This window comes from Sediminicola sp. 1XM1-17 (genome assembly GCF_037203765.1).
GTDB lineage: Bacteria > Bacteroidota > Bacteroidia > Flavobacteriales > Flavobacteriaceae > Sediminicola.
The window spans coordinates 90,191-103,006 of record NZ_JBBCAS010000008.1 but is presented as its reverse complement, the minus strand read 5'-3'; the positions used below and the strand labels follow the sequence as shown (position 1 = coordinate 103,006).

The window sequence follows — 12,816 nt, the reverse complement described above, 5'->3', positions numbered from 1 at the left end:
TTTTGGCTGCTACTTCAGCTAAGAACCAAACGAAAACCATACACGGGCAATTCCCCTTGTTGAAAATCTAGATCGTGGGACCTAACAAATCCCATTTTCTCGTACATATTCCAAGCCGTTTGCATCGCCTTGGTAGAATGTATGATCAATTGGTGCTGTTTTTCAGATTTGGCCATATGAATACAGGATTCCGTCAGGAGTTTGCCAAGCCCTTGGCCCCTATATGTAGGATCTACGGCAAGCAAGCGAAATCCGGATGCATTGGTTTCTTTTGTTGCCGTGCCACCAGAGCCATAGTGCAACATATTTCCAAAATAAACCACTGCGCCACCTATAATACCATCCAGGGTAATGGCAACAAAGAGTTTAGTTTGGGGCAATTCGGTGAATTTGCCAATATATTGCAACCGCTCATAATATTCCGGTTGCTCCTCTGGGGAGGGAAACCCTTTTAATTGGGAATATACCTTGACCAACAAGTTGCCAATAGATTCAAACTCCGAAGGCCGTGCTTCCCTAATACTAAAATTCTGTTCCATTTGATTGAAATGCTTTCAATGAGGCATTAAATTATGGGTCCATAGGTAAAACATTTTTACCAACTTACCAATAGTGAAGACCAAAATTAGTGCGGTGAGTGAAGGATATTCCTTTGCATCCATGGATGCTTGCAAGAGCAGTGCTATTTCAGAACCTTCGTATGAAGATCTTTATACATGATCTTGGCCTGAAGCTTAACATCAAACAGGTCCATGACTATTCTGGATAAATGAAGTAATATGGATCCTTCCTTGCAATTTAGGATTCGTGGATTTTTGTCAATAATACAAATGGTTCCCAAATGATAACCATCTGAGGTAGTCAAGGGGGCAGCGGCATAAAACTGTAGGCCCATGACACCTGCCACCAAAGGGTTCGCCATGGTTCGTGGATCTAGTCTTGCATTCTCAACAACATAGACATCATCGGACATAATAGCCGAACTACAAAGCCCAGGATCCCTAGGGATCTGATCGGAATCAATACCGTAAGTCGACTTAAACCATATCCTATCAGTATCTACCAGACTAATAATGGATATGGGAACGTCAAAAATTTTGGTAGCCAAAGAAGTTATCTCGTCATAGCATCCGTCCGCAGGCGTATCTAGGATTTCATACCTATGCAGTGCCTTAATTCTTCTCTGTTCTACACTATATTCCATATATAAAGGTAAACAAAATAACGATCAGTGCAGTTTTTTTCAACATATTAATTCATGCCATTTTAGAATGTGTATTTTTTTAATATTTTGATAATAAGTATGTTAAATCAGGAGTGTTTATCAGCGTAATTACCCAAAACAACGGGTATTTTCCATGTAAGTGGAGAATTATGGATAGTTTGTTTAACTATGCTAAAGTGCAATTAAATGGACTATAATGGTATGCTCAAGGTGAAAGTCGTCCTTTCATCATTGGAATCTGCCTTGAGTTGTCCTTCATGGGATTTGGCAATTTCAGAGGAGATATATAGGCCCAATCCCAAACTTTTTTTATTTCTGTTCTCATTTTCGGAAAAAAATGGCTTAAAAAGATTGTTCATAGCCGAATCCGAAATTTTGGTTCCTGCGTTGCTGACCGAAAGAATAAACGCTCTATCAGTTGTATGGATGTCAACTTCTATAGGTTCATTTTCTGCCCCGTGTTTGATAGCATTTCCCAGTAGATTGGAAAAAAGCTGTGCAACCCTGTTGAGATCACAGGTCACCGACTTTTTTAAATGAATCTTGTCTTTAATTGTGCGATGGGAATCCAAGGTTTTCATTTCTTGCAAAACCTGTTCAAGGACCTTTCGCAACAAGGAATTGTCCTGGGTCATTTCCAATTTTATACCATCTCCCAAATGGCCCATGGCAAAATCCAAGAGGTTGTCAATAAGGCCTTGCATGCGGTAAGATGTGGCTTTTATAATTTCTGCCTGCCTTATGGCCGTTTCATCTTTGGATAGTTTCAGTAAAATGTCCGCACACATCCTAGTAGTGCTCACAGGATTTCTAAGATCGTGGCCAAGGATAGCAATGAAGGTTTCCCGGAGTTCCGCGATCTTTCGTTCTTCCATCAGATGGGCAGAAACCCGATCCAATTCCTCTATAGCATCCAAGTGAAAGGAAATCAATTCGGAATACAACTTGAACATGCCCCTTATTTCTGGCGTATCAATAACGGCTGGCCTGGTGTCAATAGCACATAGGGTCCCAAAAAAACTACCATCCCTACGGTAAATAGGGACAGAAATATAGCTCTGGAAGCCGTATTGCAAGGGGATAGGATGGGTTTTATACTTATCATCCGTGGCCACTTCATTAATGACCACCGGTTTTTTATGCTGCCTGATTTGATTGCAAAAGGTGGTTTCAATTGCCAACTCATCACCGGGTTTAAGACCAAAATTTATTTCATCCTGAACCCTACAGGTCACCCAATTTGTTTCTGTGACCCTTGCAATGGCTGCAAAACCCATTCCGGTGCTCTTGCAGATAACCTCCAATAAATTAGGGACAACAGTTATTTTATTGATGGAATCTACGTCTTTACGAAGATTTGTGTTCAAATTGGAAAGCATGGTTTGTGGTATGGTCTATTTGATAAATATAATAAATTCAAATTTTATTAGCTATTTGATTTTCAGCGGAAAACAACTTTTATTTTGTCTTTTGCATGATAATTTTTAAGGATATTAAAAGTGGGTACAATAGTCAGTTCTTATGCCTTATACACCTCTAATATAAGTTTAGACGTTGCCATAAACAGGAACTATATATGCTCCATTTAAAAATTCTTTGGGAAATATATTACTTTGAAGTGTAATCCCTTTGGACTTGTTCTCCAATAACCATTGGATGGATTGTATCAAGGGTACTGCAGTCGTGGTCTGTATGGCCCTCAGTTGATGGTGGCCAACTTTTTGTGGGTGAATAATCTTGGATATTTCCCGTCTGCGCAAGGTACCCTCTGAATCATTGCCCTGCACAGCTGCATAAAGCACTATTTGGTCATCTTCAACATGTGGAATGGCGTCCAACATTCTATGTTGTAGCTTTTCAATAGGATTTATGTTAGCGTCTATTTTAGACAATTCTTCCTCTACCCAAGCATAATGCCCAGGATGTCGCAAGGTTTTGTAATCAAGGGACCTTACCTTGCCTTTTAATGCATCAGGTAAATCTGCAGCACCACCAGAGGTGAGGTCTTCTTCAAATGCCAAGCCGTTAATAATGATTCCTTCCCTTTCTGAAAGGGATGGGAGGTTTACCTTTTTATAATCACGGATTGCAATAGCATCTTTAACATATTCTGTGGCAACTCCAATAGGACTCCATGTAAATCCATAGTAATGTGGAGCAACAGCATTAATGGTCAGAGCTCCAACTTTAAATTCCAAGGTATCCACCGCCTCAACATAAAAATCTCTACAGAATTCTTGGAATAGATGGTTGGCCAATACATTAATAAACCCTGGAGCTAGTCCAGTCTGCAGGACAAAACCTGTGTTAGCATTTTTAGCCAAATTAATAATTTGATCGGTTTCTGCCACATATTCAGTAAGATTGGCATAATAAAGGTCAAAATCCTTTGCAAATTGGGCCATTTTTGGTGCTAAACTCCCCGGAAGACAATCCAGTAAGGCATCCCCTTTTTCAAATATCCCCTTCATTTCATCAGTAATAGCATTTGCATCCAAAAGAAACGGAACAACCTTACATGATTTTGTAGTGCCATTCATTATCCATTGAGATACGCTTTGGGCTTTTTCTAGGGTACGGTTGCCAATATAAATAGTTGGCGGCACCGTGCTCCATTCTGCAAGGATAAGTCCAGCTGCTTCGGCTATACCACCGGCACCAGCAATAATTATGTTGTAGTGCACTTTCATATTGGATTGATTTGATATGACACTAGTACTATGGATAACCAATACCCTTTTATATAAATGGGATAGGAGATCTAAATAGCATTAAAGTTGGGGGAACAAGAAACCTTAATACTAAGGTAATCAATAAATTAATTTACTGTAGTCTTTTATCGAAGTGGATAAATTTTTAAGGCTGATCAGTCTGCTCATTCGTGGATTCGGATACGCTAACGGGAATGGAAGATTGGGTATCATAAAGCTTTAATTCTTGGATATTGGCAGGTAGGCTAAACCCTTCCTGGAGAAGTGCTTCTTTTACGTTGGTAATTACTTTTCCTTTAATCACCAAGGCTTCCTTTCCGTATTCAAAAGTGTTGATCCAAAAATGTACTTTGAGGTTTACGGTACTAACGGCCAATTCATCTGCCACAATAAAATTACGGTGGGTATCATCTTCAAAAGTGCCCTTGGTATTTTTAACGACCTGTTTGATCAATTTTTCAGCTTCCCCTATATTATTCTCATAGGCGATACCTACCAAGAAATCGAACCTATAGAATCCATCTTCGGTATAATTGAACACCGGTTTTTTTATGACATCGCTATTTGGAATGTATACATCACGGCCATCAAAGGTCCTTAACTTGGTATACCGGAATTCAATGGTTTTTACTTTCCCAAAAATTTCGCCTATACTGACGGTTTCATTCACGTTAAACGGTCTGTTGAATGACAGAATAATTCCAGATATAAAGTTTTCCCCGATATCCCTAAAGGCAAATCCTATGATTACAGCCGAGGCTCCTGCAGCCGTGAGAATTCCTGTGGCAATACTTTGAAGTCCTGCTACTTCCAAAGCATACATGATAAATATGGAATACAGTAACAACTTGATTCCTTTGGTCAAGAAATTAACCATGATAGGGTCATCTGACCTTTGGGAAATGACTTTACGAGACAGATTGCCTATTTTTTTGGATATCAAAATACCTAAAGCTACGATGAGAATGGCAATAAGTATGCCGGGTATTTGCTTTATGAAAATTATCCAATTTTCCTCCAATGAAGATAATAGCTTTTCAGAAATGTTTTGTATGTATGGCATTATAGGTGCTGTTTACGTTAATTCTCTTGCTGGGAGCCTTTTGATGATTTGAATAAATTTACTGTTTTTTAATTCAAAACTTCATTATTCTATCTCGTGCCATGCTTTTATAAGAAGGGGGAATGGTTTTTTCGAGATCTGAACTCAGGAAAAAGATTGTTTTCTGTAAAAATGGCAACTTATTTCTGTAATAAAGTGATCAAGACCCAGGTAACTAAATAAGCGAACAGGGGAGCTATGGCCCACACTAGAAAAAACCTTTTTACAATTTTATTGCTAAAGGTTGTTTTGAATCCATTTTTGCTAACGCTTAAGGCTATAAAGGCAGCTCCGTTCAATTGTACCAATGAGGTTGGAATACCTTTTACCACAGAAGCAAATACTAGTAAACTGGCCACGATAACAGCAATTATTGTTGCGTAAATAGGACTGACTTCCACAATTTTCTTCCCTGTTGTTTTAGTAACCTGGTGCCCAAAAAGAGAACTTCCGATAGCGAAACAAGGGGCAACAACCAAAACTGATAAAATGGTCAAGGGTAAAAAGTTTTGGACACTTTCTTGTCCAATCTCATTCGCTGTCAAAGAAGCTATTGGTGCTGCGGCATTAGCAACGTTGTTTGCCCCAATTGAAAATGCCACATAGAGACAGGATAAAATCAATAATGCCTTAATACCCTTATGTTCGTTGAGATGTGAGTAATCATCTGTGATTATTCTGATTTTGATTAAAGGAAGTACATAATTGGAAAGGAGGAACATTAAAAAGAATGAAATTATCGGAAGAATGATCCAAGTTGGGATAATTTCTACAAATAATTTTTGCGTGTTCAGGCCATCCAAGGCCGATGCTGCTCCTGCAATGGAAAGGACGGTAGATTGGCTGGTAGATTGTGGAACACCTAGTAAGCTTGCTATTAGGACAGATAGCCCAATAGAAAGAAGGATGACGGACGTATTTAATGGGGTAAAAAAGGATTGTTCTAAAAGGCCATTTCCTAATGTTAGTGAAACTTCCTTCCCGGCTATTAAAGCACCTGCCAGTACCATAATGCCGAACAATCCGGGTATTAATGACCTTTTTAGAACATTGGCACCATAGGCAGCCGAAAATGAAGGTGCAGTACCACTACCTCCCATGGTGATGGCAAGAAACATGGCAAGTAAAAAAGGGATAGTCAGGGAGTTGAATAATTCGGACATCTTAAGGAATATTAGCAGGTTTATAGTTGATGGTATGATGCACTGTTAAGCGTACAATATTTCTATTGTAAAAATCTACACCAGATTTTCGTTGTTGAAAGGAGTTTAGATAGCCAATTTCAATACCTAAATTTTCAAGGGGCATATATTGAATACTTGTCCCATACCTATTTTGGTCGAAAACATTATGTATAATGTTGCCTCCGATGTTAAGAAGAATTTCATTATAGGCTTTCAGGGTTATATGATTTAATGAGGTGTTTCTGAGCTCCAGTTTGTATCTACTGCGATTATTGGCAAATTCAAATGAGCCATTGTTTCGTTCAAAATATCTGAATTCAGTCCAGTACCGATGGTTTATTGTGAATTTTTTGGAAAGATGTTGATTATACTCCAGGGCCAATTGTGGTCTTAGTTCTGTTTGATTGGTAAAATCCTTAATTGTTGGATCTTGGGGCGTTGCTTGTTCTGAATAGGTGAACCCGATCCCAAAATGATATCCTTTTCCCAGGTTTCGCTCAAGTTGCGTTCTAGAAACAAATTGATGCTGTCTCCATGGAAACCAATAAACCCTTTCATCTAATTCTTGTAATATTTGCCATTTAGGATCTATTTTAATTTTTAAAAAATAACGTGTCCAAAGTTGATCTTGGTTATCAACAGTTTTTTGGGCTCTTGTGGTAGTTGGTAAAATGCCCAAAAGTAAAAGTAGGTGAAGTGCAGCTAGTCTATTCATCTAAATGAATTTTAAACGCGCCAAATATATAACTAGTTAATCTATATATTTACTAGGATAGTAAAATATTTTTATGGATATAAAATGCAATGTAAGCCCATATATTTATTGATGTGGATTTTGTGAAAAATCTTTTTTAGTGCAGTCTCTTATAGGTCAAGGTATTACCACGACCCACGTAATTTAATTGCAGTAGATTTTCATCCAATGTTAAAATGAAAAAACACTGATCTTCCTCGGGTAAGGTCATAAAAGCATCAGGAGCTACTTCTGCACTAATATTGGATTCATTTTTGCAGGTATTGGAAATACTAAAAGGAGTTTGGGATATTGGCTCACCATTATAGAAATCTTTTTTGATCGACCCGATAAATGCAATTTGACTTTTAGAATCATCGGTACTTTGCCATTGCCCCTGTATAAGTTCATAATTCCCTGTTATGGTTTTGTCGTCATCTTTTCTGGAATTGATGGTGGCATTGTCTATCTGTGCAATCGTCTGGAGTATTCGTTTTTCCCAGGCTTTAAATCGTTTCTCGCTTACTTGAATATTAGTCCAAACCGAATTAATATAATGTTGTAGTGCTTCATCCTCAAAAACATATTTAGAAAGGATTTGGTCCGAATACCATATTTTTCCATTGATAAAATAATATTCAAAATCGTTGGAAAAAAGTCCTTCATCATCCCTGATGCCCATTTTCATTTTTACCGGCAATTTTTCATCCGAATACCAAATGGTAATAGGGGTCTTAAAATCATCAAATTTAAATTGCACTTCCTTGGAGATTACCTTTAAAAAAGGAAGGGCTTTGTTGATTTGGTTGACGTTTGGCTGAATGCTATCCTCAATCTCTTTTGAACTAGCATTTTTTTTGATTTTCGGAAAGGTATTTGCAAGAAGTAGTTCAGCTTCCTTGTCCTTTTTTTCTTCCCGATCTTTTTCAAAGAATTTTCCGTTGGAATAAATGCCAAAAAGCGAATAGGACATAGGTTGGTCGTCCATTTCATCTACTTTGGCCCTATAAATATATCCTTCGTTTTCTTTTAGGATCACGTAAAAATAAGCCCCATTTCCCGCCCAATACCCGTAAGAGGCATCCACAGCATTTTCATCTATATTATTACTAGCGTACTGCTCTTTATCTATCGGGAGACAATTATTGATTTTTGCAATATCAATTGTTTTTCCATTTACAGTTAGATAAAGTATTGAACGTGGAATTCCCATTTCATCTTCACCCAGATCAGCACAGTTGAAATTTATGGAGTTAATTGTTTTGGAAGTAAGGGCAAAATCTTGTTCGTTTCCTTGTTTCTTTTCTTCTGTTTTACAGGAACCAAGTAGGACAACAAATAGAAGCAGGGGCATTAGATTTGTATGCAATTTCATATGGGGGAAATCAATTTTGAATATCGGAATCTTAATGGATATTGGATATCCGATACGTTTAACATTACTCAATTATCTAGAACCTTAAGGAAAAGGTTTTGGGTCTTTGTTATGGGTACATTCGATAACAAAATCACCCAATGAATATCAAAGTTAATGATCTTGTGCTGAACTACTTTACTGCCAAATAATTTTTTGGAAATTGATTAAATTTTAGAGGAATAAATGTAAAGGTTGTCGTCAGGCCTTATTTTTATTACACTATTCTGAAGTGGGATCGTCTTCCATTCTCCGGTAGGGAAAATCCACAATTTTTCTTCATCCAGATGCATGAGCACGGGCATATCAAAATCCTCAACGATATTGGTATATCGAAAGCTTAGTTTCTTGGCTTCCAGTTTGTATTCCAACATCGGTATTTTGGTGGTACGCAGGTATTGGTTAAAATATGCCGTAAGATCAATTCCCGTATGTTGGCTCAAATAATCTTCAACCTGCTGTGAGGTCACGGTCTGATGATAGAATTGGCTATTGAGTCCCCTTAAGATTTCCCTCCATTTATTGTCGTCTTCCAAAAGCTGTCTTAAGGTATGTAACACATTGGCTCCTTTATAATAGATATCCCCTCCAGTTTTGTTGACATTATACGGCCCGATAATGGGTTTTTTGTTCTCAATATTATGTCGGGTACCTATTACGTATGCAGAAGAGGCTTCTTTGCCATAATAATAGTCTAAAAATAGATTTTCTGAGTATGCGGTAAAACTTTCATGAATCCACATATCGGCAGTATCCCTGTTGGTAATATTATTGGCGAACCATTCGTGTCCCGATTCGTGGATAATGATAAAATCAAATTTTAGACCCCACCCTGTACCGGAAAGATCACGTCCTAAATATCCATTTTCATAACCATTCCCGTAGGTTACTGAACTTTGGTGTTCCATCCCTAAATAAGGCACCTCCACTAGTTTAAAACCATCTTCATAAAAAGGGTAGGGGCCAAACCAATGTTCAAATGCCTTCATCATTTTTGGGGCATCGGTAAATTGTTTTTTAGCCTTTTCCAAATTATCACGAAGCACATAATAGTCCATGGTCAAGGGCCCATTTTCACCAGCATAGGTTTCACCAAAATGCACATAATCGCCAATGTTTACATTCACGCCATAATTATTGATGGGACTGTTTACATACCAATGATAGGTCTTGGTGTTTTCTTGTTCTTCAACATTCAACAACCTGCCGTTGGATACTTCCATCAAGTTTTTGGGTACTTTCACACTAATGGCCATACTGTCTACCTCGTCGTACATATGGTCCTTATTGGGCCACCAAGCACTTGCACCAAGACCTTGACAGGAGGTGGCGACGAAATGCTTGCCATTGGCATCCTTGTTCCAAGAAAAACCTCCATCCCACGGCGCATTGATGGCTTCTTTCGGATGTCCCGAATAACTGACGATGATCTCATTGACGGTACCCTTATTTTGTGTCTTCTCCAAGGTCACAAAATGGGCATTGATGTTTGAGGTAAACGCGAGCTCCTCTCCATCTTGGGTAATCTTTTCAATTTTTAAGGGAGGTTGAAGATCTATTTGCAATACTTGTTGTTCTTCCAGAACGGTATAGCGAATGGTATTGGACCCTGAAATATATTTGTTGTCAGGCTTTACCTCAATGTCCAAATGATAAAAGTTAAGGTCCCACCAGGCCCGTTCTGGGGTAATGCTACCTCTTAATGTATCTTGCTCTGTGTATATTTCTTGGGCCTGAACCCAACCAAGAAACAATAAGGTGGCCCAAAGTGTGAATGCTGGTTTTTTCATATGATCAAGAAATAAATGGGAATAGAACACTTTATTAAAAAGATAGCCCATGGCATTTCCAATACTTAGGAATTGCCATGGGCCATTAAAGATATTAGTTTCTCATGATGGCATTTGGAAAAACCACCACACTTTCAAAACCGTCCTTTCCAACAGCAGAGACTCCAAAGAAATAATTATCGATCACAATGCCTTCCAAGGTAAATTCCGTAACATCTCCCACATATCTGCTGTGGTCCCAAGTAGGGGAGGTGGTGTCCCTCCAATAAATTTTATACCCTGTGGCACCATCTACCTTGCTCCATTCAAATTTGGCGGATGGTTCAACAATACCTCCAATTTTTACTTCTTGAGGTGCTGGTGGTGCCCAGGCCAGGGAAGCCATATTAATAGCGTTAACTGCAGTAAGATTACGGGCGTAATCAAAATTTACGTGCTCCAGGACATCCCCGTAGGCAATCCCATCTTCCACACGTATATCCTGATGCTGCTGGGTATAGTTTTCATGCGCTTCCATAATACGGATACCTGCATAACCAGCATCATTGAATGGTCTGTGGTGACCACCACGGCCAAATCGGTCCAGACGATAGATCATCATAGGATTCATTTCTGGCATGTAGGTCTTAACATTGTTGTGCACATAACGGGCGAGTTGCCTTGATATTCCGTCAACCTCACCTCCGTAAAAGCGACGCATATTGCGTTCTCTTTCAGTTTCCGTTGGTGGAACAGGCTCGGAAAAAATCCTAAAATCGGTATTACTGATAATTCCATCCACCCCTTTGATGTTCCCGATCATATCGTTGTTGAAGATCCCAATGATGTCCCATCCTTTTTCTTTGGCACTTTTTACCAATCCCTGTCCGCCGAAAAGTCCTTGTTCTTCCCCGGAAAGTCCAAGATAGATTATGCTACTTTCAAATTTATATTTTGACAATACCCTTGCCGCCTCTATGGTTCCTGCCATACCACTGGCATTGTCATTGGCCCCTGGAGATTCTGAGGTGAAATTGGTTGGATCGCTAACTCTGGAATCAATATCCCCGCTCATTATGATGTAGCGATTTGGGTATTTGGTACCCCTTTGAATGGCCACTACGTTGACCACCTCCACGTCTTTTACAATTCTGGCATTCGCATCTTTTTTTACCAAATCCTTTTGATAGGAAACTTCCAAACAATTTCCACAGGTAGTGGAAATTTTGTCAAATTCACTTTTTATCCATCTTCTAGCTGCCCCAATGCCCTTGGTCTTCGAAATGGTATCACTTAGGGTGTGCCTTGTACCAAAATTAACCAAGGTGGTTACATCTTTTTCTATGCGTTCAGATGATACCGCATTGATAATATCATAAATTCGTTGATCTGTCTGTGCAAATAAGAAGGTAGTGCAAAAGATTAAAACGGGGGTAAGTAGTTTTCTCATCATATAGTTTTTTTTATGTCCGTAATTTACGGCTATAGAACCTTATAAAATCTTAACAAATTGTTAAGAGGATTTTTTGATGAGATTTATGACACCAAAAAGTGGACCAAGGCCCAAAAAGGTGAATGTGTAAATGGGATCTATGCTGTTCATCAAAAAAGAGGCTAGTTGTATGGACAAGATACTTATCGCAAAACCGATGCAATTGACAAGGGTAAGGGCCGTTCCTTTGAGTTCTGAAGGAGAGGCCGAGGCCACCATGGTAGAGAATTGGGGGGAATCGGATACTACGAGCATACCCCATAGGCATAATAATAGGATAAAGAATGGAGCGGATAGTTGAAAGATGAAGGGAGAAATGCCACACAATATCCCAGAGAGTGCCAAGGAAACTACGGCGACCTTTTTACTTCCCTTTTTTAGGGAGATATACCCTCCAATGATACAAGAGATACTGCCAAGACCGATAATCATAAAGGTCCAAAAGGAAATGGGGATATCCCGGGGTCCCATTGAATTATAGGTGCCGATGGCTATAGGAATAAATGCCCAAAATGCATATAGTTCCCACATATGGCCAAAATACCCATAGGCAGCCTTTTTAAAGGCGGGTATTTTAAATAGGGTTATACCCGCTTTGAGCTGTAAGACCTTACTTGGTTTTCTAAAGGGGCCGTTGGGGACGAGTAAAAACATGGCAAAACCCCCACTAACTGCCAAAATTGAGGTCGTTAAAATTACCAGATTATAATCCGATCCCGTGGATGTTCCCTTGATAGCATGGGGAAAGGAGGTTCCCAAAACCAAGGCACCTACAAGAAAACCCAAGGCCTTCCCAAGTCCGCCTTCATAATAATCTGATGCAATTTTCATTCCTACGGGATAGATGCCCGCCAAAAAGAAACCAGTGGTAAACCGGGCCGATAGCAACGTAAATTCGGTAAGGTGATCCAAAAGGAGAACGGTATTGCACATAGCCGCCAATAAGGCGCATCCCAAAAATAGTTTTGAGGGAGAAAACCTATCTGCTATCATCAGGGCCGCAAACAAAAGTGTGCCCGTTATAAAACCCAATTGAACGGAAGAAAGCATCAGTCCTGTCATACCAGGTGCCAAATCATGTGTTTGAGCGAGATCCCCAACAATGGCATTACCGGCAAACCAAAGGGAAGTACAGGCAAATTGGGAAAAAACAATAACCGGAAGGATATGGGGTTTTATGTTCAAT

General features: G+C 39.2%; 11 protein-coding genes. All 11 read right to left on the bottom strand.

The annotated features are described in order from the left end of the window. Positions 1-14: 14 nt before the first annotated feature. The 11 genes from WAA86_RS12900 to WAA86_RS12850 all read right to left on the bottom strand — a co-directional run bounded on the left by WAA86_RS12900 (position 15) and on the right by WAA86_RS12850 (position 12,815). A complete protein-coding gene (locus WAA86_RS12900) occupies positions 15-539 on the bottom strand; it encodes a GNAT family N-acetyltransferase (protein ID WP_337301429.1) in 525 nt (174 codons plus the stop codon). 143 nt (positions 540-682) lie between these two features. After that, a complete protein-coding gene (locus WAA86_RS12895) occupies positions 683-1,204 on the bottom strand; it encodes a GAF domain-containing protein (protein ID WP_337301428.1) in 522 nt (173 codons plus the stop codon). A 212-nt stretch (positions 1,205-1,416) separates the two neighbouring features. Then, on the bottom strand, positions 1,417-2,604 hold the full coding sequence (locus WAA86_RS12890; protein WP_337301427.1) for a GAF domain-containing sensor histidine kinase: 1,188 nt from the start codon (positions 2,602-2,604) through the stop codon (positions 1,417-1,419). A 168-nt stretch (positions 2,605-2,772) separates the two neighbouring features. Further along, positions 2,773-3,915, bottom strand: a complete 1,143-nt coding sequence (locus tag WAA86_RS12885) for a saccharopine dehydrogenase family protein (RefSeq protein WP_337301426.1) — start codon at positions 3,913-3,915, stop codon at positions 2,773-2,775. 166 nt (positions 3,916-4,081) lie between these two features. Next, a complete protein-coding gene (locus tag WAA86_RS12880) occupies positions 4,082-4,999 on the bottom strand; it encodes a mechanosensitive ion channel family protein (protein WP_337301425.1) in 918 nt (305 codons plus the stop codon). 179 nt (positions 5,000-5,178) lie between these two features. Further along, the gene (locus WAA86_RS12875) at positions 5,179-6,201 is read right to left on the bottom strand and encodes an inorganic phosphate transporter (protein WP_337301424.1); all 1,023 of its coding nucleotides are present in this window, start codon (positions 6,199-6,201) and stop codon (positions 5,179-5,181) included. Between the two features lies 1 nt (position 6,202). Then, positions 6,203-6,937 carry a DUF2490 domain-containing protein gene (locus WAA86_RS12870; RefSeq protein ID WP_337301423.1) on the bottom strand — a complete coding sequence of 245 codons (735 nt, stop codon included), beginning with the start codon at positions 6,935-6,937 and terminating at the stop codon, positions 6,203-6,205. Between the two features lie 136 nt (positions 6,938-7,073). Then, positions 7,074-8,330 (bottom strand): hypothetical protein, encoded by a 1,257-nt coding sequence (locus WAA86_RS12865; RefSeq protein ID WP_337301422.1) that lies wholly within the window; start codon positions 8,328-8,330, stop codon positions 7,074-7,076. 206 nt (positions 8,331-8,536) lie between these two features. Further along, on the bottom strand, positions 8,537-10,159 hold the full coding sequence (locus WAA86_RS12860) for a M1 family metallopeptidase (RefSeq protein WP_337301421.1): 1,623 nt from the start codon (positions 10,157-10,159) through the stop codon (positions 8,537-8,539). 94 nt (positions 10,160-10,253) lie between these two features. Beyond that, complete coding sequence (locus WAA86_RS12855; protein WP_337301507.1) at positions 10,254-11,588, bottom strand: M28 family peptidase; 1,335 nt, start codon at positions 11,586-11,588, stop codon at positions 10,254-10,256. 63 nt (positions 11,589-11,651) lie between these two features. Further along, entirely contained in the window at positions 11,652-12,815 is a 1,164-nt protein-coding gene (locus WAA86_RS12850) for an MFS transporter (protein WP_337301420.1), read from the bottom strand. Between the last annotated feature and the right edge of the window lies 1 nt (position 12,816).

Coding starts and splice junctions, on each gene's coding strand:
- WAA86_RS12855 (WP_337301507.1), bottom strand. CDS start 11,588: ATGAGAAAACTACTTACCCCCGTTTTAATCTTTTGCACTACCTTCTTA.
- WAA86_RS12880 (WP_337301425.1), bottom strand. CDS start 4,999: ATGCCATACATACAAAACATTTCTGAAAAGCTATTATCTTCATTGGAG.
- WAA86_RS12885 (WP_337301426.1), bottom strand. CDS start 3,915: ATGAAAGTGCACTACAACATAATTATTGCTGGTGCCGGTGGTATAGCC.
- WAA86_RS12900 (WP_337301429.1), bottom strand. CDS start 539: ATGGAACAGAATTTTAGTATTAGGGAAGCACGGCCTTCGGAGTTTGAA.
- WAA86_RS12860 (WP_337301421.1), bottom strand. CDS start 10,159: ATGAAAAAACCAGCATTCACACTTTGGGCCACCTTATTGTTTCTTGGT.
- WAA86_RS12865 (WP_337301422.1), bottom strand. CDS start 8,330: ATGAAATTGCATACAAATCTAATGCCCCTGCTTCTATTTGTTGTCCTA.
- WAA86_RS12895 (WP_337301428.1), bottom strand. CDS start 1,204: ATGGAATATAGTGTAGAACAGAGAAGAATTAAGGCACTGCATAGGTAT.
- WAA86_RS12890 (WP_337301427.1), bottom strand. CDS start 2,604: ATGCTTTCCAATTTGAACACAAATCTTCGTAAAGACGTAGATTCCATC.
- WAA86_RS12875 (WP_337301424.1), bottom strand. CDS start 6,201: ATGTCCGAATTATTCAACTCCCTGACTATCCCTTTTTTACTTGCCATG.
- WAA86_RS12870 (WP_337301423.1), bottom strand. CDS start 6,937: ATGAATAGACTAGCTGCACTTCACCTACTTTTACTTTTGGGCATTTTA.